18 protein-coding genes and 1 other RNA gene are annotated in these 24,593 nt (G+C 64.7%); 10 read left to right on the top strand and 9 right to left on the bottom strand.

Going from position 1 to position 24,593, the window contains the following annotated elements:
- Positions 1-68: 68 nt before the first annotated feature.
- Entirely contained in the window at positions 69-1,340 is a 1,272-nt protein-coding gene (locus A7D17_RS17365) for an efflux RND transporter periplasmic adaptor subunit (protein WP_064510233.1), read from the bottom strand.
- Between the two features lie 206 nt (positions 1,341-1,546).
- On the opposite strand from A7D17_RS17365, the gene glmS reads away from it, so the two are divergent.
- The 3 genes from glmS to A7D17_RS17380 all read left to right on the top strand — a co-directional run bounded on the left by glmS (position 1,547) and on the right by A7D17_RS17380 (position 5,629).
- Positions 1,547-3,376, top strand: coding sequence for a glutamine--fructose-6-phosphate transaminase (isomerizing) (gene glmS / locus A7D17_RS17370; protein ID WP_064510234.1), 1,830 nt, complete (start codon positions 1,547-1,549; stop codon positions 3,374-3,376).
- A gap of 431 nt (positions 3,377-3,807) precedes the next feature.
- A complete protein-coding gene (locus A7D17_RS17375) occupies positions 3,808-4,281 on the top strand; it encodes a hypothetical protein (protein ID WP_064510235.1) in 474 nt (157 codons plus the stop codon).
- Positions 4,282-4,498: 217 nt separating this feature from the next.
- Positions 4,499-5,629 carry a hypothetical protein gene (locus A7D17_RS17380; protein WP_064510236.1) on the top strand — a complete coding sequence of 377 codons (1,131 nt, stop codon included), beginning with the start codon at positions 4,499-4,501 and terminating at the stop codon, positions 5,627-5,629.
- A gap of 136 nt (positions 5,630-5,765) precedes the next feature.
- On the opposite strand, the gene A7D17_RS23725 is transcribed toward A7D17_RS17380, so the two are convergent.
- The 6 genes from A7D17_RS23725 to A7D17_RS17410 all read right to left on the bottom strand — a co-directional run bounded on the left by A7D17_RS23725 (position 5,766) and on the right by A7D17_RS17410 (position 13,512).
- Positions 5,766-7,628, bottom strand: a complete 1,863-nt coding sequence (locus A7D17_RS23725; RefSeq protein WP_064510237.1) for an XVIPCD domain-containing protein — start codon at positions 7,626-7,628, stop codon at positions 5,766-5,768.
- Between the two features lie 106 nt (positions 7,629-7,734).
- The gene (locus tag A7D17_RS17390; protein ID WP_064510238.1) at positions 7,735-8,493 is read right to left on the bottom strand and encodes a hypothetical protein; all 759 of its coding nucleotides are present in this window, start codon (positions 8,491-8,493) and stop codon (positions 7,735-7,737) included.
- A 345-nt stretch (positions 8,494-8,838) separates the two neighbouring features.
- Positions 8,839-9,363: a lactoylglutathione lyase gene (gene gloA / locus A7D17_RS17395; RefSeq protein ID WP_064510239.1), complete on the bottom strand. Its 525-nt coding sequence runs from the start codon at positions 9,361-9,363 to the stop codon at positions 8,839-8,841.
- A gap of 256 nt (positions 9,364-9,619) precedes the next feature.
- The gene (locus A7D17_RS17400; RefSeq protein WP_239692242.1) at positions 9,620-10,717 is read right to left on the bottom strand and encodes a copper resistance protein B; all 1,098 of its coding nucleotides are present in this window, start codon (positions 10,715-10,717) and stop codon (positions 9,620-9,622) included.
- 320 nt (positions 10,718-11,037) lie between these two features.
- On the bottom strand, positions 11,038-12,852 hold the full coding sequence (locus A7D17_RS17405) for a copper resistance system multicopper oxidase (RefSeq protein WP_064510241.1): 1,815 nt from the start codon (positions 12,850-12,852) through the stop codon (positions 11,038-11,040).
- 222 nt (positions 12,853-13,074) lie between these two features.
- Positions 13,075-13,512 carry a CopL family metal-binding regulatory protein gene (locus A7D17_RS17410; protein ID WP_064510242.1) on the bottom strand — a complete coding sequence of 146 codons (438 nt, stop codon included), beginning with the start codon at positions 13,510-13,512 and terminating at the stop codon, positions 13,075-13,077.
- 92 nt (positions 13,513-13,604) lie between these two features.
- Here A7D17_RS17410 and A7D17_RS17415 point away from each other — a divergent pair, with 92 nt between their 5' ends.
- The 3 genes from A7D17_RS17415 to A7D17_RS17425 all read left to right on the top strand — a co-directional run bounded on the left by A7D17_RS17415 (position 13,605) and on the right by A7D17_RS17425 (position 17,653).
- A complete protein-coding gene (locus A7D17_RS17415) occupies positions 13,605-14,708 on the top strand; it encodes a PLP-dependent cysteine synthase family protein (RefSeq protein WP_064510243.1) in 1,104 nt (367 codons plus the stop codon).
- A 96-nt stretch (positions 14,709-14,804) separates the two neighbouring features.
- Complete coding sequence (locus A7D17_RS17420; RefSeq protein ID WP_064510244.1) at positions 14,805-16,829, top strand: M3 family metallopeptidase; 2,025 nt, start codon at positions 14,805-14,807, stop codon at positions 16,827-16,829.
- A gap of 140 nt (positions 16,830-16,969) precedes the next feature.
- On the top strand, positions 16,970-17,653 hold the full coding sequence (locus tag A7D17_RS17425; protein ID WP_064510245.1) for an SH3 domain-containing protein: 684 nt from the start codon (positions 16,970-16,972) through the stop codon (positions 17,651-17,653).
- Positions 17,654-17,868: 215 nt separating this feature from the next.
- On the opposite strand, the gene fabB is transcribed toward A7D17_RS17425, so the two are convergent.
- Together fabB and fabA are read right to left on the bottom strand one after the other, a co-directional pair.
- Positions 17,869-19,077, bottom strand: coding sequence for a beta-ketoacyl-ACP synthase I (gene fabB, locus A7D17_RS17430; protein ID WP_064510246.1), 1,209 nt, complete (start codon positions 19,075-19,077; stop codon positions 17,869-17,871).
- Positions 19,077-19,592, bottom strand: a complete 516-nt coding sequence (gene fabA, locus A7D17_RS17435) for a 3-hydroxyacyl-[acyl-carrier-protein] dehydratase FabA (protein WP_064510333.1) — start codon at positions 19,590-19,592, stop codon at positions 19,077-19,079. The genes fabB and fabA overlap by 1 nt, the downstream gene beginning before the upstream one ends.
- Before the next feature lie 343 nt (positions 19,593-19,935).
- On the opposite strand from fabA, the gene dinB reads away from it, so the two are divergent.
- The 4 genes from dinB (at position 19,936) to A7D17_RS17455 (ending at position 24,585) form a co-directional block, all read left to right on the top strand.
- Positions 19,936-21,015: a DNA polymerase IV gene (gene dinB, locus A7D17_RS17440; RefSeq protein ID WP_064510247.1), complete on the top strand. Its 1,080-nt coding sequence runs from the start codon at positions 19,936-19,938 to the stop codon at positions 21,013-21,015.
- 93 nt (positions 21,016-21,108) lie between these two features.
- A non-coding RNA gene (locus tag A7D17_RS17445) (sX9 sRNA) lies at positions 21,109-21,183 on the top strand.
- Between the two features lie 101 nt (positions 21,184-21,284).
- Positions 21,285-21,935, top strand: a complete 651-nt coding sequence (gph, locus tag A7D17_RS17450; protein WP_064510248.1) for a phosphoglycolate phosphatase — start codon at positions 21,285-21,287, stop codon at positions 21,933-21,935.
- 433 nt (positions 21,936-22,368) lie between these two features.
- Positions 22,369-24,585, top strand: a complete 2,217-nt coding sequence (locus A7D17_RS17455; RefSeq protein WP_484606954.1) for a TonB-dependent siderophore receptor — start codon at positions 22,369-22,371, stop codon at positions 24,583-24,585.
- Positions 24,586-24,593: the final 8 nt, after the last annotated feature.

Raw genomic sequence — 24,593 nt, forward strand, 5'->3', positions numbered from 1 at the left:
GAGTGAGCGTGACGACTGCAACGTTGCGCGCAGTCGTCGGGAGCGTGGAGGCTGCGGAGCTATCGTTTCTAGTGAACGGTGACGCGCGGTGCATCGCCGAAGTTGTCTGCGCCGGATACCACCACGCGGTCGCCGGCCTGCAGCCCGGACAGCACCTGCACCTCGCCCAGGCTGCTGACGCCCATGCGCACGGGGCGGCGCACCGCGGTGTTGCCGTCCATCACGTAGGCGTAGCTGCCGCCGGATTGTTCGACGAACGGGCCGCGTTCGACCTTGAGCACATTGCGACGCGTGTCCATCACCACACGTGCGCTCATGCGTTGGCTCTGGCGCAGACCCGGCGGCTGCTTGTCAGTGAAGCGGATGCGCGCGGTGACTTCGCCATTGACCACCTCCGGCGACACCGCCGAGATGGCACCCGGGAACGGTTGGCCGCTGCCGCTGGTGAGCTGGGCCGGCATGCCGATCGCCAGATCGCGCGCGAAGCTTTCCGGCACCTTGATTTCGACCTCGAATTTGGACAGATCCACCACGCCCAGGATCGGCGCGTTCGCCGCGACCTGGGTGTGCTGCACCGCCTGCACCTGGCCGACCTGGCCGTCGAATGGTGCCAGCAGGGTGAGCGCGTCCACCTGGCGCTTTACTTCGGCCACCACGGCGCGCTGGCGGTCGGCCAGCAGGCGCTTGTTGCGCGAATCCAGGTCTGCGCCCTGGCTCTTCAATGCCGCATCGCGCTGGGCGTGCTGCAGGTCGATATCGGTCTTCTTCAAGGTGTCCTGCGCCTTGGCCAGCTCCACCTGCGGCACGGCGCCGCCATCGTAGCCGCGCTGGTAGCGCTCCAGGTCGCGCGCGGCGGCCTGCTTGTCGATCTTGGCCTGGTCGGTGAGCTTGCTGGCCGTGGCGCGCGCCAGGGTCGCATCCAGGGCCGCGCGGCTGGACTCGGCTTCCAGGCCGGCCAGGGTGGCCTGCTCCTGCGCCAGCTTGCTGCGCAACTCCGGGCTGTCGATGCGCGCCAGCTCCTGGCCCTGCTTGACCACGTCGCCGGCCACCACGCTCAGCGTCACCGTGCCGGCGGAGATGGCGTACAGCACCGGGCTGTTGGCGGCGATGACGCGGCCGTCGGCGGCGATGTCGCGGACCAGGTCGCCCTGGGTGACAGTGGCAATGCGCACCCGGCTGGCATCGAAGGAGCGGCTGCCGGCGCTCCACGCGGTGATCGCCCAACCGATGCCGGCCAGCACCGCCATGGTGGCGACGCCGGGCCACAGCCAGCGGCGCCATGGCGCGGCATGAGCGGGTGTGCGGATGACTTGGTCCTGGGCGGAGGTGTCACGAATCATGGCGGGCGTGCTCGGTGGCGTCATGCTGACAAAGCAGGCCGCGTGCCAACTTCCAAGTAACTGATATCAAAGGTATTCAGGCCAATGTAGCGGGTGTCCACAGTGTCCGCGGACACCCGCGCGGACACGCTGTCCGGCCGCGGTCATGCAGTGGACAAGAGCGGACACGCTAAAATGCCGCTCTTCTTTCCTAATGAGCTGTCCCTATGTGCGGCATTGTCGGAGCGATCGCCGGGCGCGACGTGGTCCCGGTCCTGATCGAAGGACTCAAGCGGCTGGAATATCGCGGCTATGACTCTTCCGGCATTGCGGTGCTCGATGGCGACCACGTGCGCCGGGTGCGCCGTACCGGGCGGGTGGCCGAAATGGCCCAGGCCGCGCAGGCCGAACGCTTCGGCGCCACGCTGGGCATCGGCCATACCCGTTGGGCTACGCATGGCGGCGTGACCGAAGCCAACGCGCATCCCCACATCAGTGCCGGCATCGCGCTGGTGCACAACGGCATCATCGAAAACCACGAGCAGCAGCGCGAGAAGCTGCGTGCACTCGGCTACACCTTCGAGTCGCAGACCGACACCGAAGTCATCGCCCATCTGATCCATCATCATCTGGCCGACGCCGGCGATCTGCTCGGCGCGCTGCAGCGCACGGTCAAGGAGCTCACCGGCGCCTACGCGCTGGCGGTGATGAGCCAGGCCGAGCCGGAGCGTTTCGTTTGCGCGCGCATGGGCTGCCCGCTGCTGATCGGGGTGGGCGAGGGCGAAAACTTCGTCGCCTCCGATGTCTCGGCCATCGTGCAGGCCACCCGCCAGGTGATCTTCCTGGAAGAGGGCGATACCGCCGAGCTGCGCCGCGATGGCGTGCGCATCTTCGACGGCGACAACGCACCGGTCGAGCGTGCGCTGCATCTGTCGGATGTGTCGCTGGCCTCGCTGGAACTCGGCCCGTTCCGCCACTTCATGCAGAAGGAAATCCACGAACAGCCGCGCGCGCTGGCCGATACCATCGAGGCGGCGATTGATGCCAAGGGCTTCCCGGCATCGCTGTTCGGTGCCAATGCAGAAGCGGTGCTGCGCGACATCGAAGGCGTGCAGATCCTGGCCTGCGGCACCAGTTACTACGCCGGCATGACCGCGCGCTACTGGATCGAAGCCATCGCCGGGCTGCCATGCAGCGTGGAAATCGCCAGTGAATACCGCTACCGCGCCGCCTATGCCAATCCCAAGCACCTGATCGTCACCATCTCCCAGTCCGGCGAAACGCTGGACACGATGGAAGCGCTGAAATACGCCAAATCGCTTGGCCACCTGCATACGCTGTCGATCTGCAACGTGCCCGAAAGCGCGATCCCGCGCGCCAGCGAGCTGGTGTGCTACACGCGCGCCGGTGCCGAGATCGGCGTGGCATCGACCAAGGCATTCACCACGCAGCTGGCGGTGCTGTTCCAGCTGACCGTGGTGCTGGGCAAGTTGCACGGGCGCGTCAGCGACAGCGAAGAAGCCGATTACCTGGAGCAGCTGCGTTTCCTGCCCGGCAGCGTGCAGCATGCCTTGAATCTGGAGCCGCAGATCATGGCTTGGGCCGAGCGGTTCTCGCCGAAAGAGAACGCCTTGTTCCTGGGGCGTGGCCTGCATTACCCGATCGCCCTGGAAGGCGCGCTCAAGCTCAAGGAAATCTCCTATATCCACGCCGAAGCGTATCCGGCAGGCGAGTTGAAGCACGGCCCGTTGGCTTTGGTGGACGCGGCCATGCCGGTGGTGGTGATCGCACCGAACGACCGGCTGCTGGAGAAGGTCAAATCCAATATGCAGGAAGTGCGCGCCCGCGGCGGCGAGCTGTTCGTGTTCGCCGACCAGGACAGCCATTTCAGCGAATCCGAAGGCGTGCACGTGATCCGCACGCCCCGCCATGCCGGCGTGCTGTCGCCGGTGATCCACACCATCCCGGTGCAGCTGCTGGCCTACCACACCGCCCTGGCACGCGGCACCGACGTGGACAAGCCGCGCAACCTGGCCAAGTCGGTGACGGTGGAGTAGCAAGTGGCACGCGGTCAGGCACTGGGATCGACCGCATGCGGGGCCAGGTGCGCGGCGGCCGGATGCCGAACCGTTGTCCGGCGTCGGAGCCGGTGTGGAGCGTTTCGCCCAACTGCCAGGTGCGCGTGTAACGGAGCATCCACCACCTCGCAGATGCCTGAGCGCGCGGGCGTGGTAGACAGCGACGAGGGCACGGCTGAGCGTCTTGCCTCGCCTGGCAGTCTCGTCCAAGCCCAGGCTCAACGGCACTGCGCTGGTGGCGCAGCGCACGTGCATCGACTCTTCTTCGCGTAGTAGAGGTGCTGGCGGAACGCCGCGCATCGCCGCCGGCGACCTGCGCCGCATTGGCAGACAGGTGCCCAGGCTGCCAGCAGTTTGGCCCAGCTTATGCATACGCTTTCTGCGAGGGTCACCACCACGCAGGAGGACGTATGCACGAGTCTTTCAAACAGGGAGCGCCGGCCGAACTGTGGCAGGCGTTGGTGCGCGAAGCAGGCGAGCGGATTGCACGTCCGCTGGACGAATCGCGCGAGCACTATCTGGTCTTCGTGCTGCTGCGCTTCCAGCGCGATGCGCATCTGCTGTCACGCACGCAAGCGCTGGCCTGGCTGCATGCGCAGGAACAGGTGGGCAGCGTGCGTGCGGACCTGCTGCGCGATGTCGGTGATGGATGTCTGTTGATCGCAGGCCTGTTTCCCGGCGTCGCGCAACGGCGCCGACTCAGTGTGGACTACTTCATCGATCTGGGACGAGGCGCCTACTCCGACGTGGCCGACACCCACTGCAGCGATGCCGGCCTGTTCGCACAACTGGCCGACAGCTATCGCGAACTGGTCCGCATTCTCGCTGCCTTGCGCACGCCGCGTCACTGGCAGCCCGGCGCCGGCGGGATCCTGCATGCCTGATTCTTGAGGTCGGGCAAGGGCGGTCCCCACACAGGCGTGGGGACTGTCCCGACTGCGATCGCCAGCGGTCTCGCGCACACTATCCCGGCAGGCCGATCTGCCGGGTGGGGTGCCATTACCCGGCCGATCACGGCACTGCGCAGTTGATGACCATCGCGTCGATGCGCTGCATGGGGGACATGCAGCGCATCGCCATCATCCATATGGACGGGGATTCATGAAAACGTGTATTGCGGCGGTGCTGTTGGCACTGCCTGGGCTTGCCGTTGCACAGGACGTGCCGCCGGGTTATTCCGGCCAGGGTGGAATGACGCTGCAGGAGATCGATCCTGCCATCTATGCATATCACTACGACCACGGCTTCGTGGGCGAGGATGCAATGGGTTGGGATCCTGCGCTGCAATTCACCTGGTCGCGCATTGCCGCGGCCGAGGTCTGCGCACAGCAGGCGCCTTCCGATGCACTGATCGCCAAGCTGGTGGAGCAGTACGGCAAGGATGCGGTGGTACACCAGACCAATGGCATTGGTTTCCACGAAGCGCAAATGCGTGCCGCCGGCACGTTCTGCACGCCGACGCGTAGTGCAGAGGCCACTGCAGTAGTGCCTGCATTTGCGGGCGGAGATTTTTCCACGGCAACCGTCTATGCGGCGGCGGCCGAGGCGGGGACGGTGGTGGTTGAATCGACTGATTCGACCACAGGAAACCTGGAAGGCGCGCTCATGCCCTCCGCAGATTGGGCGTTGCAGCTGCCATTGCAGGCGCAGCTCAACGTGGGTTCGAACGGTCAGCCCAATGGCGATGAAATGTTGCGGGTGGTGCGGCGTGGCCACACCGGTGCCTTGGTTGGGGTCCAGGTTGCCGCCAGCTTGTTTGCCCGTGGCTTGGTGGCCTCATCCTTCAGCAAGGATCAGCTGAAAGGTGAAAAGATCAAGAGTATCGGCAATCCTGGATATGCACTGCAACGCGATGCGGTCAACGCGCAACTGAAGGCCTACTTCAGCGGCCATCCGTCCGCGATCCCGGTCGATCCGTTTCCGCTGCAGGTGGTCATGTCCGATTGGGTGTTGGTCTATCAGAGCCTGAGCGATACCGCATCACCCTACGAGTTGCGTTACAACGTCAGCATCGGTGGGGAGCGGAGTGGGTTGTTGAAGCGCAAGGCAAGCCCGGTCCATCTGGTCTGTGTACCGACGCCACGCACTGCCTCGCTGGAAGAGTGGGAAGCCAATGATTACGCATTGGTCAAACAAGCCGCACAAGCCTATAGCGATGAATGTGCAGCGAAATTCGCCGAGCGCTTGCCGCAATGGTTTCCGGACAGAGAGGCTGTTGCGGCCTCCAACTGAGCGTGGGATCGTTCAACGACGGACATCAGATCGCTGGGGGATCTGGAAAATTTCGCTGTCAGCGTATTGCTTTAACCAGAACGGGGCACTGATCCAACGATCAGTGCCCCGTTCTGTTTTCCGGAATGCAGATGTATCAGGCGACGCCGCGCGCCTGGCTGCGTTGCTGCTCTTGCTGATCTTGGACCTGTGTTTGTGACTGCAGCTGCGCGTCCTGCCGGACGGCATTGCTGCTTTGCTCCAATGGGCGTTCTGCAGCCGATGCCTTGTCCGTATAGATTCGCTGGTGCGCCGGATCGCTCGGCTGACCCTGTACCGCGAACAGTCCGGTGCCGTCCTTGCTCTGCATCACCGCATCGATGCGCTGCAAACCGCTGACCTTGGCTTCGAACGCCAATGAACCCGCTGCATTCTCCAGTGCACGACGGTCCGCGAACGCATTCGGACCCAGCTGTTCCAGCTTGCTCACCGCCTGGTTGTACAACGGATGATCGGGATTGGTTTTTTCCGACAGCAACGGCGTCTTCTCGGCCTGCTTCAGCGCCTTGAGCGTATCGCCGCCAACGACGCCATCATCCTGCAGTCCGTGTGCACGCTGGAAGGCCTTGACCGCCTCACCCGTTCGCTGGCCATAGGCGCCATCGGCGTTGAGTTCATTGCCCCTTGCGTCCTTGTAGCCCAACTGCTGCAGGGTCTGCTGCAACTTGAGAACTTCAGCGCCATGCGACTTATCGCGCAGAACCCCGGATGTTTCTGCCGCAGCCTGCGCATGCGCGGGTTTGTGTGCGTTGCCGTCGTGAGACTGCTGCTTGCTTTGGCTGCGGTCCTGCAGCAACTCGCGCGCCTCGGAAAGCGGGTCGCTGGCATAGAGCTTGACGCCCTTGGCGTGCTTGCGTTCAAGGTAAGAGTCCAGCGAGCTGAGCTCGACACCCTCACCGCCACGCGATTGGCTGATCTTAAGCTCGCCATCCTTGGGGTCGCGCACCACCATGGTGATGTGGTCGATACCTTTGTAGCGCCCTTTGTCCCAACCCAGTGAACCATTGTCCTCGCCGATGATCATGCCTTCCTTGAGCTTGTCGGCAGTGACGTCCTTGCCCTCGATCAGGACACCAGAACGCTGCTCCGATTTGCGCAGCAGTTCAGATGCACTGTCATAGCCCGAAACGAATTTTTGCTCGTCCGCGAAGACTGATTTGCCTGCGCCCTGATTTATCTCGTCCATCGTGGCGTTTTGCATTTTGACGACCCAGCCCGAACAATCGACCGTACCTTTGTCTGGGTTCTTTGCACCCATGCCGTACTTGACGTGGTCATATTTGACAGTGAGATCGTAGGCGGCATTGAGTGCAATGCCCTGCCCGTCAGGGTGTTGTTGTTGTGCGGATACCGACTGTGTCGGCGATTGCACCTGCCGATTTTCCGAAACGGGAGCAATGCCTTTTTCAGGAATGCGGATACGGTCCATCTTCGTATCCCAATACTGGACAAACGTTTGCGCCATGTCTTTGTCGGACATGCGCTGGAACGTCGCAGCATCCACACCGGTCAGGGACTTCAGTTCTTTCTCGCCTACATTGTTGAGGATGTTGGCGCGTGTGCTCTCTAGCCCGAAAGATCCCGTGGCGATCGCGGTCTGAAGAGAGCGGTAACCGCTCGCGCCCTGCTGATGGGCCATATACATGTCCAGGCCATCAGGCGCCGATTTGCCCGATAGGTAAGGCCGGCCATCGCGTTCGTGTCGGTCGACCAGGGTTGCGCGGTTATCCAGGTACAGCCGCGCGGCTGCATCCGTATTGACCACCGCGTCCAGCTCGCGTCCAGTAATACCGTACTCGCCGGCGGTTCGGGGGGTGAACTGGAATAGTCCTTTTGCACCACTGGCCCCGCGGCTGGCCAACTCGTTGAAGTTGCCGCCGGTCTCTACGTGGGCAAAACGCAGGAAGTCGTCACGTGGGATATTCCGCTCGATCGCTTCGCGTTCGATGATATCGAGCACTTGGGCTCGTGAGTAGTTCGTCGGCATCGCTCAAGGTCCTTGATTGAGTGCTGCAGCCACGCGGCTGCAGCGGTACGCCGCCCGAACCAATTCCTTTGGTCCTGTATTAAGGGGTCGGCAGATACGATTTCTGGGCTGCATCGTACCGGTATACAACCGTTTCGTCACCCCCGCTCGTCGGCGGGCCGGCCGAAACGGTTACTCGCAGCTTGGGCAGGCCGGCTTGCGGAACAAATTCAAGCGTACTGCTGTTCTTGATACAGGGGATTTTCCCAGGCGCGTCCTCGCCACAATCGGCACTATTGTCCTCACCGGCCGGGAGATTGCCGAGATAGGTCCAGTGCCTATCGTCGATGTCCTGGGTTTCCTTCGGGTTGTACACGAGTACATCGTAGGAAAGGATGCGTATGCCGGACTGCAGGCTCCACGTCGGCACGGTCAGGACCAGTCGACCATCGTCGGTGACAACGGTCTGTGGCTTGCGTGTCGTGTCGACCGTGTTGCCTTTTTCCATTCCGCCGAATTCGCCGATGTAGGGCTCTGCGCCGAGAAACTTCCAGGGCGACTTGCTGCCCGGTTCGCTGGTGACGAAGGTGGCGTGGGCTAAGGTCACCTTGGTTTCCGGCGCCGCATAGTGGTTTTCACGCTCGGCACCGAAGAGCTGGGGGGTTTTCCAGGCGAAGCCGGTGTAGTAATGCGTACCACCAAGGTCGAACTGCAAGCCGTACCAGAAATGGATCCAGCTGCCATTGGCGATTTCATAAGACAGTGCGCCATCGCCATCGACATCGCTAATGAAGTAGAGCGCGCTATCCGGACGGGGCGGCTGGAGCTGTTGGGTGGAACCCTGGGTTGCATCCTGCATGGGAGAAGCGTCCTTATCTGAAGGTTTGGGGGGGGCGCTGGCCGGGGCGGCGGTTGTCTTCGGAGCTGTGGCGTCTGTTGCCGCCGGTTTGCAGGCGGCCAGCATCGCTAATGCAAGGATCAGCGGAATCTTCCTGACGAGCATCGGGGTGCATCCATTGCGAAGGGCGGCGAAAGTCTACTCCAGCGCGGCGATGTGTCCAGTCGTCGCGCCGGGCCTTGCAGAGCCAGGCTATCTACCAGGCTTGGGGCTTCCAGGCGATGGGCGGGGGGCCTTCAAGTCTGCATCCCTTCTGTTGCATCCCTCGTCCGCTGACGCCTCAGCGTTATCTGGTGGACTGTCTGCTCACGCCAAAGGCGTATTGGAAATGATCTCCACCCAATAGCCGTCCGGGTCCTTGATGAAGGCCAGGTGCTTCATGCGGCCGTCTTCCAGGCGTTTTTGGTAGGCCACACCGAGGCTGTCGAAGCGTGCGCAGGCGGCGTGGATGTCCGGTACCGAGACGCAGATATGGCCAAAGCCGCGTGGGTCGCTGTTGCCGTCGTGATAGACCGGGCCGTCCTGGGTTTCGGTGCCGTGGTTGTGGGTGAGTTCCAGCACGCCGGGGATGCCGGCCATCCACAGGCGGCGCGCTGCGTCGTCGTCCGGAATCGCGGTGTCCTGCGGCAGCAATGCGAGAAAGTACAGGCTGAACTCCGCCTCGGCGAAGTGGCGCGCATCCAGCAGGCGGAAGCCGAGCACACGCGTGTAGAAATCCAGCGAGCGCTGCGCATCCTTGACGCGCAGCATGGTGTGGTTGAACACGAAGCCACGCGTCTCGGCGGGGGCGGCGCTGGCGCCGGGTACCTGTTGCAGGTCGGTCAAAGGCATTGTGGTTTCCTCGATTTGAACGGGTGCGCGGGACAGGCGCGCAGGACGTGCAGTTTAGCGGGGCGCGGGTGGGCGCCATGTCTGCAGCGCGCCATGGCGTGTTGCACCACGGCGTGTGTGGATGTGCGGCATGCCGGGCATGACCTTGCACGGCAGATTGCCAGTTCGCTCGCTCGATTGCGGCCCACGCTTGCACGCAGAAACTAGCGGGGGGCGGTGCAATTGGCGTCGCGATGACGCAGCCGTACATCTCGAGTCAGAACCAGAAACGGATGCCGGCAACGAACTGGCTGTCGCGTGGGCGCTCACCTTCCAGCGCGTCGCGTCGCGCGGCATCGCCGAAGCTGCGGGTATGCACCCAGCCGATATACGGCGCGAAACGGCGGTTGAACTCATAGCGCAGCCGTACCCCGGCTTCCACCTGCTCCATGCCATTGCCGATCCCTCGCCGGTCATCGTCGGTGAGGGCGATGTCCGCTTCCACGCGTGGCTGCAGGATCAGCCGATTGGTGAGTAGAACGTCGTACTCGCCTTCCAGGCGCAGCGCAGCGCGGCCGCCACTGCCCAGGTATAGCGTGGCTTCGGTTTCGAACTTGTAGGGCGCCAGGCCCTGTACGCCAAAGGCGGCCCAGCTGCGACGATCACCCGGGGCAAGATCCTGGCGTGCGCCGACCAGCAGATCCCACCACGGCGAGATCGCGTGACCGTAAAAGGCCTCGAGCGACGCGGATTGGGTGCGGCCGTTTTCCCGCGCGCCCTCGCTGCGTAACCACAGGCGGTCGATGTCGCCGCCGATCCAGGCGCGTGCCTCCCAGTCCTGGCCGGTGCCGCGATCGGTATCAACCGCTTCCAGGCGATCGAGCAGGATGTAGTGGTTGATGCCTGCGCCGTGCATCGCGTGTGCCTGCAGTGGCGCAAAGGCGGTGGCAATTTCTTCGGCGGTCAGTGCTGGAATCGGTTCGCGTGGCAGCGCCGTGCCAACCGGCGATGCAGGCGTCGGCGCGGTGTGTACACGATGGTCCATTGAATGATGCTGCATGCCGTCATGCGTGATCGAGCGGTGTTGCATCGCGTCGTGGGTCATCGGAGCAGGCTGCGATGTGCGGTCATCCGTTGCGTCGTGATGCATCTCGCTCTTTATCGAACCCTGTAACGTCGCGCCGTGCTCCGTTGCCTCAGCAGCCTGGTCGGCAGAATCATGGCCCATCGCCTCCATCGCACCGTGGTCCATCGCGGCGTGATGCATGGCGCCGTGGTCCATGCCGGCATGCGCCATCTGCGAATGATCCATTGGCGCTGCGGTGTTCTGCTCTACCGGTTGACCATGCTGATGCCGCGGTTGTGCAGCCCCCATCGCTTCCGTCGCCGCCGAGGATTCAACAGTATCGTTCGCAGGAGTGCCCGAGGTCTGCGTTACCGCCTGCGCTCCACCAGGATGCTGGCCGTGCGCAGACGTCATCGCAGGCGTGGTTTCCTGCGAAGAGGTCGATGCAGTAGCCGTCGCTGCCTGCGAGGCTTGCGCGTTGTATGCGCCTGCTGTGCCGCCGGTCTGCACCGCTGCTGCATGCTCGCCATGCGCAGCGGCGTTCATCGCATCATGCGTGTGGCCCTGCGCGGCCAGTGATGCGCTGAACAACCAGGTGCCCACCAGCAGTGGGCGTAGACCTGACGCGCTCATGCTTCCACCCGCACTTCGCGCATCATGCCCGCTTCCATGTGGTACAGCAGATGGCAGTGGTAGGCCCAACGGCCGAGCGCATCCGCACGCACGCGATAACTGCGGCGCGTGCCGGGCGGCATGTCGATGGTGTGTTTGCGAACCTGGAAATTGCCGTCGGCATCTTCCAGGTCGCTCCACATGCCGTGCAGGTGGATGGGGTGCTGCATCATGGTGTCGTTGACCAGCACGATACGTAGCCGCTCACCGTAGCGCAGCCGCAGGGGCTCGGCCGAGGCGAACGCCACGCCATCGAACGACCATGCGAATTTTTCCATATGCCCGGTCAGATGCAGTTCGATCTCGCGCCCGGGTTCGCGGCCATCCGGGTCTTCGAACAGGCTATGCAGATCGCCGTAACACAGCACGCGGCGGCCGTTGTCGCGCAGGCCCACGCCGGGGTCGTCAAGACGTGGCGCGGTGGCATTGCTGCGCATGTCGATCAGTGGATTGCCATCTTCGCTGGCGGGGTGGTGGGGTGTCTTGCCGGATGTCGCGTCCGCAGCGTGCGCATGCTGGGCCGGCATCTGCATCTGCATCTGCATCGCGTGTGCGGCATGCGGGGCGCCCTGCATCGCGTCGCCTGCATGCTTGGCATGGGCTGCGTGCGTCATGCCATCGCCATGTCCCATGTCCTGCATGGTCAAGATGGCACGCGGGTCCAGCGCGGGAATCGGCGCCTGCAGGCCATGCCGCACCGCCAGCGTTCCGCAGGCAAAGCCGGTGCGTCCCATGTCCTGCGCAAATAGCGTAAAGGCGTCCTGGCCGGATGGTTCGACGAGCACGTCGAAGGTCTCGGCCGCGGCAATCCGCAGTTCGTCCACGCTGACCGGATGCACGTACTGGCCATCGGCCGCGACCACGGTCATGCGCAGGCCGGGGATACGGATGTCGAAGTAGGTCATCGACGAGCCGTTGATGAAACGCAGCAACACCTTTTCGCCCGGCGCGAACAACCCGGTCCAGTTGCCGGCCGGCGCCACGCCGTTGAGCAGGTAGGTGTAGGTGTTGGCGTTGACGTCGGACAGGTCGGTCGGAGTCATGCGCATGCGGCCCCACATGCCACGGTCGGCCAGTGTCGCGCGCAGGCCGTCTTCGCGCGCATCGCGCAGGAAATCGCCCACCGTGCGCTGGGCGTAGTTGTCGTGGCTGGGCATCTGCTTCAGGCGGCGGAACAACGCCGCCGGGTCGAGATCGGTCCAGTCCGACAACAGCACCACATGCTCACGATCGTGGCGGTACGGCGGCGGTGTCAGCGGGTCGATTACGATGGCGCCGTACAGGCCGGCCTGTTCCTGGAACATGGAATGGCTGTGGTACCAGTAGGTGCCGGATTGGCGCAGTGCGAAGTGGTAGTGATACTCCTGGCCCGGCGCGATGCCATCGAAGCTCATGCCGGGCACGCCGTCCATGTTGGCCGGCAGCAGCAGGCCGTGCCAGTGCACCGAGGTGGGTTGGTCGGGCAGGGTGTTGCGCACCCGCACGCTCACCGTATCGCCCTCGCGCCAGCGCAGCGTGGGCGCAGGCAGGCTCTGGTTGACGGCGATGGCAGGGCGCGTGCGCCCGGTGAAATTGACCGGCAGGCGGCCGATCTGCAGCGACTGGCTGCTGCCGCGCAGGACCGGCGTGGTCACCGCGCCGGCCGCACGCGCGTCGGCACGCCACAGCCCGGCACCGGCGGCAACACCGCCCAGCGCCAGGCCCTGCACGAAACGGCGCCGGCTGATTCCGTGGTTGGCGGTTGGGGTGAAGACAGGAGTATCGGACGACATGACACCTCCGGTGCATCCACCGAACCGGCAGACGCAACGCATCGCTGAGAAATCCCGCATCCATCGATGCAGGGCGAAGAGCGATCAGGGCAGCCAACACATCCGCGTGAAACGGCAGGGGCATCGACGACGTGGGAAGCGGGGGTGAACACGCGGGGCGGGAAGATCCCCGCGACCGCTACACGTACCCGGCGTCGAACGCCGCCATGGTGTCGGCTGCGCTCAGCCGATGGGAGGTCGAACCGGCTGTTCGGGCACCGGGCTACCACGCCCGTCGGCCGGAATCGCCGGCAGTGCCAGGCGGCCGGGCAGGCCGGCAGGTATCGCCGGCAGGGTCAGCAAGGCCAGGCTGCAGTGTTGCAGGCAGTCGCAGCTACCCAGCTTGCAGCAGTCGGCTGCGTGCGCGTGGCGGGACGCGTTGTCGGGCTGGGTCGGGGCCGGCGGCGCCATGTCCTCATGACAGGGCATGGCAGCGGCGCTTGCCGCATGCCCCGCCGCATGCGCAGCCGGCTGCGGCATGGCCATCTCCGGCATCGCCATGCCCACCGACGCCCATGCGCCGGTGGCCGTGTTGGCGACAAGGCACAGGCACAACAGCAGGCGGAGCAGGCAAGGCAGCATGGGCGCTCGCGGCGGAAACAGATGCGGCCAGCATACCATCGGCTTCCGACTGCCCCCCCGATGACCGCCTGCGGCGGGTGTGCGCCTGGCGGCGGTAGAATTGGGGTCTCTTTCGCATCACGTCCGTGCCCATGTCGCAGCGCCAGTGGGTGGCCGCCGCCATCCAGAAGATCGAGGCCGATTTCAACCGTTCGGCCGATACCCATCTGATTCCCATGGACCTGCCGGGCTATCCGGGCATCGACCTGTACTTCAAGGACGAGTCCAGCCACCCCACCGGTAGCCTCAAGCACCGGCTGGCGCGGTCGCTGTTCCTGTACGCGCTGACCAATGGCTGGCTGCGCGAGGGCCGCCCGGTGATCGAAGCCTCCAGCGGCTCCACCGCTGTGTCGGAAGCGTATTTCGCGCGCCTGCTGGGGGTGCCCTTCATCGCGGTGATGCCGGCCTCGACCTCGCCGGAAAAGATCGCCGCAATCGCGTTCCAGGGGGGGCGCTGCCACCTGGTGGAGCGCGCCTGCGACCTGGACAGCGCCTCGCACCAGCTCGCACGCGAGACCGGCGGGCACTTCATGGACCAGTTCACCTATGCCGAGCGCGCCACCGACTGGCGCGCCAACAACAACATTGCCGAGTCGATCTTCAAGCAGCTGGCCGAAGAGCCGCACCCGATTCCGGAATGGATCGTCTGCAGCCCGGGTACCGGCGGCACCAGCGCCACCCTGGGGCGCTATGTGCGCTACCGGCGCCACGCCACCCGCATCCTGTGCGCCGACCCGGAAGTGTCGGTGTTCTTCGACGGCTACTGCCGTGCGGTGGACGGGCAGTGCCCCAAGGAACTGGCCATCACCGGCGGCTCGCGCATCGAAGGCATCGGCCGGCCCCGGGTGGAGTCCAGCTTCATTGCCACCTGCGTGGATGAAATGATCAAGGTGCCAGACGCCTTGAGCCTGGCGGCCATGCGCCACGTCAGTGCCACCCTGGGCCGCCGCGTGGGCGGTTCCACCGGCACCAACTTCATCGGCGTGCTGCACGCCGCGCAGCGGATGCGCGAGGAAGGCCGGCAGGGCTCCATCGTCACCATCCTGTGCGATGCCGGCGAGCGTTACGCGCACAGCTACTACGACCCGGCATGGTATGTGGCGCGCGAGATCGACACCGTCGACAGCGACGCGGCCATTGCCAGCGCAGTGAACGGCGGCGCGTTGCCGCCGCTGCCTTGTGCTGCGCTGGAATGACCGCCATATCGTCACGATAGATGGTGCATGCACCTGTGTGCACCGCCGCGTGCCGCTTGTCCCTTCCCCTGATTCAGTCCACCGCAGGAGCGCCCCATGACCAACCCGCTGCTCGACCTCTCCGGACTGCCGTCCTTCGATGCGATCCGCCCCGAACACGTGGGCCCGGCGATCGACCAATTGCTCGCCGAGGCCGAGGCGGCGGTGAAGGCGGCCGAACAGGTCAGCCCGGTGCGCTGGGACAGCTTCGTGGTGCCGCTGGACGATGCCACCGAGCGGCTCTGGCGCGCCTGGGGGCAGGTGGGCCATCTGCAGGCAGTGATGAACACCCCCGAGTTACGCGAGGCCTACAACAGCAACCTGCCCAAGGTGAGCCGCTTCGGCAGCGCGCTGGGCCAGAACCTGGCGCTGTACGCGCAATACAAGGCGCTGGCGCAATCGCCGGAAGCTGCGCACTACGATGAAGCCCGGCGCAAGGTGCTGGAAAACGCGCTGCGCGATTTCCGGCTCGGCGGTGCCGAGCTGGACGACGCCGCCAAGGCGCGCTTTGCGCAGATCCAGGAAGAACTGTCGGCACTGGCGGCGAAGTTTTCGCAGAACGTGCTCGATGCCACCGATGCCTGGTCCTACGTGACCGAAGACGACACCCAGCTGTCCGGTCTGCCGGCCGAAGTGATCGCCGCCGCGCGCGCGGCCGCAGAAAAGGACGGCGTGCCAGGGTGGAAGTTCACCCTGCAGATGCCGTGCTACCTGCCGGTGCAGACCGATGCCGATAGCCGCCAATTGCGTGCAACGCTCTATCGCGCCAATGCCGAGCGCGCGTCCGAGTTCGGCGACGCCGCGCTGGACAACAGCGCCAATATCGATCGCATTCTCGCCCTGCGCGCAGAGCTGGCGCAGCTGCTCGGGTTTGCCAGTTACGCGGAGTATTCGGTCGCCACCAAGATGGCGCAAAGCCCGGATGAAGTGATGGGCTTTCTGCGCGATCTGGCGGTGCGCGCCAAGCCGTATGCGCAACGCGACCGTGCCGAGCTCGAGGCCTTTGCACGCGACGAACTTGGCCTGGACGAACTGCAGGCCTGGGATCTGGCCTACGTTAGCGAAAAGCTCAAGCAGGCGCGCTACAGCTTTTCCGAGCAGGAAGTGAAGCAGTATTTCACCGAGCCGAAAGTGCTGGCCGGCTTGTTCGATGTGATCCACAGCTTGTACGGCCTGCGCGTCACGCCGGACAGCGCGCCGGTCTGGCATCCGGACGTGCGCTTTTACCGGCTCGAAGATGCGCAAGGTGCCCTGGTTGGCCAGTTCTATCTGGATCTGTACGCACGCGAAGGCAAGCGCGGTGGCGCGTGGATGGACGATTGCCGCAACCGCCGCGAGACCGCCAATGGCGTGCAGACACCGCTGGTGTACCTGGTGTGCAACTTCGGTCGCGGCAGCGGCGATGCACCGGCCACGTTCCGGCATGGCGAAGTCACCACGCTGTTCCATGAAATGGGCCACGGCCTGCATCAGTTGCTCACCCGCATCGGCGAGTTGGGCGTGGCAGGCATCAATGGTGTGGAATGGGATGCGGTGGAGTTGCCCAGCCAGTTCATGGAGAACTTCTGTTGGGAATGGGAGCGCGTGCAGGCGATGACCGCACACGTGCAGACCGGCGAGCCGCTGCCGCGCAATTTGTTTGATCGGCTGCTGGCCGCACGCAATTTCCAGAGCGGCATGTTCACCGTGCGGCAGCTGGAATTTGCGTTGTTCGACATGCAGTTGCACAGCAGTTTCGACCCGACGCAGGACAGCGTGCTGCAGCTGATCGAACGCGTGCGCGATGAGGTAGCCGTCAATCGTCCCCCGGCGTGGAATCGCTTCCCGCATCAGTTCAGCCACATCTTCGCCGGCGGCTACGCGGCGGGTTACTACAGCTACAAATGGGCCGAAGTGCTTAGCGCCGATGCCTACGCCGCGTTCGAAGAAGCGCCGGAACAGGTAGCTGAAACTGGCGCACGTTTTCGGCATGAAGTGTTGTCGCGCGGTGGCAGCCGCAGTGCGGCTGACAACTTCCGGGCTTTCCGGGGACGCGCGCCGAGCATCGACGCATTGCTGCGGCACAACGGCATGGCGGGCTGATGGCGCCCGTTGCGCAGTCGTCACCTGCTACCGGCCGCTACGGCGTTCGCATTGCATTGAGGTGAGCTGTCTTATAAACGCGACGTGACGCCTCTTGGTGAGGCGCAGTGTGCAGTGGAATAGGGCACAAGGAGAGCGCAATGCAGCGACGTTTGTCATGGAGTGTGCTATGGCTGATGGCCGTGGCCCTGCCGGTTTGGGCGCAGCACGCCGGCCACGCCAACGGCCTAGTTGGCCTGCGCGCCGGGCCTGCTGAAGAGTATCGACGTGTGGGCGAAGTTCAGCCCGGCACTGCGATTCAGGTCTATGGTTGTCTCGACAGCGGCACCTGGTGCGACGTGCGTTCACCGGAGGCACGTGGTTGGATTCCTGCGACGTCAATCGTGCTCAATCACGGTGCCCTGACGCGCGTGGTGCCGAAAGTGAAGTTCTCGCTGGACGCCTACTGGGACACGCACTATCGCGGCCGCGAGTGGACGGTCGAGAGCGAGCGTGCGTTCTGGCGTGATCACACGCCTGGGGATTCGCTTCCACTGGAGCTCCTGGCACCTGGCGAGGGCATGCCGGCGGATGGAGTGCAGTCCATGGCAAGACGCGCCAAGGCCCGAACACGGGCAGAGACCGAGCGCACCCAACGCGAGCGGGCCGAGATTGATCGCGCCGTGCAGGATCGGTACGACGCCGACAGGCGGGACGACAAGATAAAAGGCTGCGAGCGCTCGGGTGGCCAGGACAGCGCCGTGCAAAGCTGCATCTCAAACGCACGCAGCGACTACGAGCAATCGGTTCGGGAGCGAAAAAATCGCAACCAGCAAGATCGCTAGCCGGCTGTGCGTCGAACGAGGTCTGGCATGCACTTGGCAGGTCCGTGTGGCGGGCGCCTGGTGGCGGTACGAACCGCGCAAACCTCAGGTTGCCGCGCCTGGCCCACAGCCTCGCCCGATTGCATGCAAGACCCTGGCCGTCACTGCGTTATCGGCGCTGTGTCATCGCCGTAAACGGTGCCACCGCAGCGTGATCGCGGCGGTGGCACCAGCCATCACACCCGCCCGAACACCAGCGTGCCGTTGGTGCCGCCAAAGCCGAAGCTGTTGGACATCACCACGTTCAAGCTGGCTTCCTGGGTCTGGCGCAGGATCGGGAAGCCTTCGGCACGCGGGTCGAGTTCGTCGATATGCGCCGAGCCGGCCATGAAGCCGTCGCGCAGCATCAGCAGGCTGTAGATCGCCTCGTGCACGCTGGCCGCACCCAGCGAATGGCCGGACAGCGCCTTGGTCGAGGACAGCGGTGGCACGGTGTCGCCGAACACTTCGCGCACCGCGCCCAGCTCGGTGACATCGCCCAGCGGTGTCGATGTGCCGTGGGTGTTGAGGTAATCGATCGGGCGATCCAGCCCTTGCATGGCCATATCCATGCAGCGCACCGCACCTTCGCCGCTGGGCGCCACCATGTCCGCACCATCGGAGGTCACGCCATAGCCGAGCAGTTCGGCATGGATACGTGCGCCGCGTGCGACGGCGTGGTCGTAGTCTTCCAGCACCAGCATGCCGCCGCCGCTGCCGATGACGAAGCCGTCGCGCTGCGCATCGTAGGGACGTGAGGCCACTGCCGGGCGATCGTTGAAGCCGGTGGACAGCGCGCCCATCGCATCGAACATCACGCTCATTGTCCAGTGCAGTTCCTCGCCGCCGCCGGCGAACATCACATCCTGCGCGCCGTGCCGGATCAGATCCGCGGCCGCGCCGATGCAATGCGCCGAGGTCGCACAGGCGGCCGACAGCGAATAGCTCAAGCCGCGGATCTTGAACGCAGTGGCCAGCGAGGCGGAGACCGCCGAACACATCGTGCGCGGCACCATGTACGGGCCCACCTTACGCACGCCACGGTTGCGCAGCAGGTCGGCGGTTTCCACCTGCCATTGACTGGATCCACCACCGGAGCCGGCGATCACCCCGGTGCGCACATCGCTGACCTGTTCGGCGCTCAGGCCCGCATCGGCGATGGCATCGCGCATGGCCAGATACGCGTACGCGCAGGCATCGCCCATGAAGCGTTTGAGCTTGCGGTCGATCAGGCTGTCCAGATCCAACGCCACCGCGCCGCCCACCTGGCTGCGCAGGCCTGCCTCGGCGTGATCGGGCAATGCAGAGATGCCGGAGCGGCCCTCGCGCAGTGCGGTGGAGACGGTGTCCAGATCGTTGCCCAGACACGAATTGATGCCCATTCCGGTGACGACGACACGACGCATCAGAAGTTCTCCGTCGAAGTGAACATGCCCACGCGCAGATCCTTGGCGGTGTAGATCTCGCGCCCATCCACGAGCATGCGTGCATCGCTCTGCGCCATCACCAGCTTGCGGTTGATCACGCGGCTGACATCGATCTCGTAGCTCACCAGTTTGGCGCTCGGCAATACCTGGCCGGTGAACTTGACCTCCCCGCAGCCCAGCGCGCGTCCGCGACCGGGCGCGCCGATCCAGGTCAGGAAAAAGCCGGTCAGCTGCCACATCGCATCCAGCCCCAGGCAGCCGGGCATCACCGGGTCGCCGATGAAGTGGCAGCCGAAGAACCACAGGTCCGGGCGCACGTCGAGTTCTGCGCGGATCACGCCCTTGCCATGCGCGCCGCCGGTGTCGCTGATCTCGGTGATGCGGTCGAACATCAGCATCGGGTCATTCGGCAACCGGCCGCTGTCGGGTCCAAACAATTCCCCACGCGCGCTGGCCAGCAATTGGTCGCGCGAGTACGCACTTTGACGAGTCATGACGAACGTTTCCTGCAAGAAGCGAAAGGCAAGGGCGGCAAGGGTGCATGAGGCCACACGGTTCAATCAAACGTTTTATCCGTACGCATGCGTGCTGTTTTCAGGCGATTGCGCAGTGCGGCACGCAGTCGCACAGGTGCGTGCCCTGACCCGAGGCGCGCAACCAATGCCTGACCGGGAAGCTGTCATCGGCCGGCGCCACGGAGCAGTGGCGCGCACCAACCCTGCTCAATCCTTTGCAGTCGCGCCCGTTTCGCAGGTACGGCCAGGGCCTGCGCGTGCTCAAGGCGTGAGACGCAGCTGATCTATCATGGGCCACTACCTGTGGAGAGACGCCAGCTTGATGCGCAAGATCGTGCACGTGGACATGGATGCGTTCTATGCGTCCGTGGAGCAACGTGACGATCCCGGCCTGCGCGGCAAGCCGGTGGTGGTGGCCTGGCGCGGCGCGCGCTCGGTGGTCTGCGCCGCCTCCTACGAGGCACGTACCTTCGGCATCCGCTCGGCGATGCCGGCGTTGCGCGCCGAGCGGCTCTGCCCGGATGCGGTGTTCGTGCCGCCGGATTTTGCGCGCTACAAGGCGGTGTCGCGGCAGGTGCGCGAGATCTTTCATCGGCATACCGATCTGGTCGAGCCGTTGTCGCTGGACGAAGCCTATCTGGATGTCACCCAAGCCAAGACCGGCATGCAGCTGGCCACCGAAATCGCGCAGCTGATCCGCACCCAGATCCGCGACGAAACCCAGCTCACTGCATCGGCCGGCATCGCGCCGAACAAGTTCCTGGCCAAGATCGCCTCCGACTGGCGCAAGCCAGATGGCCAGTTCGTCATCGCACCCAGTCGCGTGGATGCGTTCCTGCTGCCGCTCAAGGTCAATCGCATTCCCGGCGTGGGCAAGGTGATGGACGGCAAGCTGGCGGCGTTGGGCATCGTCACCGTGGCCGATCTGCGCCTGCGCCCGCTGGAAGAATTGCAGGCGCATTTCGGCAGCTTCGGACATAGCCTGTATCGCCGCGCGCGCGGCATCGACGAACGCCCGGTGGAACCGGATCAGGAAGTGCAGTCGGTGTCCTCGGAGGACACCTTCAGCGAGGATCTGGCGCTCGATGCACTGGATCCGCACATCCTGCGCCTGGCCGAAAAAACCTGGCTTGCCACGCGGCGCACCGAACGGATCGGGCGCACGGTGGTGCTGAAGCTGAAGACCTCGCACTTTCGCATCCTGACCCGCTCCTACACGCCAGAGCAGCCGCCCGCTTCGCTGGATGCATTGGCGCAGATTGCATTGGCGCTGACCCGACGCGTGGAGCTGCCCGACGAGACGCGCTATCGCCTGGTCGGCGTGGGGCTGAGCGGTTTCAGCGATGCCGACGAGGGCGCGGTGCAGGGGGAGTTGTTCGGCGAGATGCCGTCGGCGCAGTGAATGCGGCCTCATGCCCGAGATGCCGTGTGGTCGAGCGGCGCACGTAACGACTGTGTCCACCGCCAGGCGGGCATGTCCGGTGCTCGCTGCTGCACGTATCACTCGTGCACTGCAGTTCAGAGCGCACCGTCCATCCACCTGATGGCTGCTCGCTACGTTCGGTTGGCCGCTCTTGGCCTGCTGCATGCAGCATCTCGACCGCGCACGCTGACACGCCCTGAATCCTGCGGCTCTTACACTGCAGGCCGCTCCCCAACGAGACTGTGCGCATGTTTCCGTATCCGCTGGTGATCTTCGACCTGGATGGCACGCTGGTGGACAGCGCACCCAATATCGCCGAAGCGCTCAATGCCACCTTGCAGGAACTCGGGATGCAGCAGTTCAGCGAGGCGACGATCCGTGGCTGGATCGGCGAAGGCGTGCACGTGCTGCTCGCCACCGCCTTGCGCGAAGCCGGCGGTACCCATGACGCCGATACCGAAATGCCGGTGATGATGCGTCATTACGAAGCCTGCCTGCTGCATAACCCACAGCTCTATTCCGGTGTCGGCGAGGCATTGACCGGGTTGCGCGAGGCTGGCGCCACGCTGGCGTTGTGCACCAACAAGCCGTCGCGGTTTATCGCGCCGCTGCTGGAGCATCTGGGGATCGCATCGCAGTTCAGCAGCGTGCTCGGAGGCGATTCACTGGCGCAGCGCAAACCCGATCCGTCACCGCTGCTGCAGCTGGCCAGGCAGTTCCAGCGCACACCGCAACAGTGCCTGATGGTCGGCGATTCGGCCACGGATGCGGCTGCCGCACGCGCAGCGGCAATGCCCCTGGCGATGGTGCGCTACGGCTATCTGCGCGGCTTCGATGTGCAGACCGCCGGCGCGGTGGCGGTCATGGATGACATGCGCGAGCTGCTTGCGTTGAAGTAAACCGTGCGAGGGAGTCGGCAGCGGTTGCAGGCGGCCTTCAGCATGGCTTGCAGCACCAGCGCCGCCGTCGGTTTGCCGCGCTGGATGACCATCGCGCGCACGAGAACCGCACCGGCAGACAGCTGGCACGCGCACTGACCTGAAAGCGGTGCACACCGCGTTGCGACAATGCGTGCGCTGCTCCGGTCCCGAGAGAGCCGCACGCGGCTTCGCCGGCGCAGTCATTATATTTGAGAATGAATCGCATCTGTGTAGAATGTGCGGACAGTCCTGACTGCGTCAGCGCCTGGCAAGCGCATCGTGCGCCTGCTGCACGCAGCACTCCCCCACGTATCACCTCAAGCCGTCGCCAGAGGTCCATCTCCTGTCGAGAGGTTTGAGAATGTCCGCATCACGCCGGCCATGGATGTCTGCGCCTGCACGTCGTCCCGTGTTGTCCCACCGTCAGCTGGTGCTGGCCATTGCGGTCGGTTGCAGCAGCTGCGTTTGTAGCGCATCAGCCGAAGACGCCGCGGCCGATCCGCAATCGCTGGACACCGTGCACGTCACCGCCGCGCAGATCGCACGCCAGGCCTTGGGGTCATCGGTGATCACCGCCGAAGACATCGAACGGCGCCCGCCGGTCAACGATCTGTCGCAGCTGCTGCGCACCATGCCGGGCGTCAACCTCACCGGCAACAGTGCCTCTGGTCAATACGGCAATAACCGCCAGATCGATTTGCGCGGCATGGGCCCGGAAAATACCTTGATTCTGGTCGACGGCAAGCCGGTGGGATCGCGCGATGCGGTGCGCATGGGCCGCAGCGGCGAGCGCAATACGCGTGGCGACACCAACTGGGTGCCGGCCGAAGCGGTGGAGCGTATCGAAGTGCTGCGTGGCCCGGCGGCGGCACGTTACGGCTCCGGTGCCTCCGGCGGTGTGGTCAACATCATCACCAAGAAGCCGACCGGCGACCTGACCGGCTCGATGACGGTATTCGGTCTGGTGCCGCAGCACAGTGCCGAAGGCGGTGGCCAGCGTGCCGGGTTCCAGCTCAGCGGGCCGTTGAGCGACACGTTCTCGTTCCGCCTGTATGGAAACCTCAACAAGACCGATCCGGACTCACTGGAGCTCAATCGCCGCTTTGCCAGCAGTGCCGCCGCAGTGCCGCCGGCCGGGCGCGAGGGCGTGCGCAACAAGGACATCAACGGCCTGCTGCGCTGGGATCCCATGGAAGGCCAGGTGATCGAACTCGATGCCGGCTTCAGCCGCCAGGGCAATCTGTACGCCGGTGATCGTGCGGTCAGCGCCGATGGCCTGGCCGGTGCCGATCTGGGCGCACTGTTCGGCAGCGAAACCAACACCATGATCCGCCGCACCGCCTCGCTGACCCATCGCGGCAACTGGGCGCTCGGCAGCTCGCGCCTCACCGCCGCGTATGAAGGCACCGACAATACCCGCCTCGACGAAGGCCTGGCCGGCGGCCCGGAAGGCTCCATTGCCGCCAGCCTGCTCGATTCCACCGCCACGCTCGATAACCTCAACATCGACGGCGAGTTCAACATGCCGTTGCAGGCCTGGGCCGAGCAGGTGCTGACGCTGGGTTTCGAGCGCCGCCAGAGCCGCCTCAGCGATGCGTATTCGATGTCGCAGACGGTGAGCGCCGGCGGCGGCTTTCCTGGTCTTGCCAACGGCACGCGCAGCCCACGCAGCGAGGCCACCCTCAGCGCGGTGTATCTGGAAGACAACATCTACGCCAGCCAGCGGCTGACGCTCACGCCCGGTGTGCGTCTGGATCACCACAGCCAGTTCGGCAACAACCTCAGCCCCAGCCTCAACGTGCAGTACAAACTCGGCGAAGACTGGCTGCTCAAGGGCGGTATCGCGCGCGCCTTCAAGGCGCCCAACCTGTATCAATCCAACGCCAATTACCTGTACTACACGCGCGGCAATGGCTGCCCGGTGCTGTTCCCCAATCTCGGCTCGGGCTGCTATATCCAGGGCAACGACAACCTCGATCGGGAGACCAGCATCAACAAGGAGATCGGTATCGAGTGGGCGCCGCAGAGCGGCCACCATGCGTCGCTGACGTACTTCCACAACGCTTACGACGACAAGATCGTCGCCGGTATGACGCCGGTCGGTATCACCGTCGACCGGCGCGGGCAGGTATTCCAGTGGACCAACGCATCGGAAGCGATCGTGCAGGGCGTGGAAGGCAATCTCACCCTGCCGCTGCTGGGCGAGCAGGGCGGCATGCTGAAGTGGAACACCAACGTCACCTACATGATCGAGAACAAGAACACCGCGACCGATCAGCCGCTGTCGGTGATCCCCGAATACACCGTCAACACCACGCTGGATTGGCAGCCCACCCAGGCGGTGTCGCTGCTGCTCACCGGCACGTTTTATGGCAAGCAGGAATCGGCCACGCAATCGAGCACCAGCGGCGGTGCCATCGCCCCCGACACGCGCGACCCCTACGATCTGTGGGGCGTCAGTGCGCGTTACCGGATCACCCGCAAGGCCAGCGTGGGCGTCGGTGTGGACAATCTGTTCGACACCCGGTTGTTCCGCGAAGGCACCAACAACACCGGCGGTGCGGCAGGTGCGGCGACCTACAACGAGCCGGGCCGCGCCTATTGGGCAAGCCTGAGTTTCGGTTTCTGACAGCGCCG

The sequence above is a fragment of the Xanthomonas floridensis genome (genome assembly GCF_001642575.1).
In the GTDB taxonomy this organism is placed as follows: domain Bacteria; phylum Pseudomonadota; class Gammaproteobacteria; order Xanthomonadales; family Xanthomonadaceae; genus Xanthomonas; species Xanthomonas floridensis.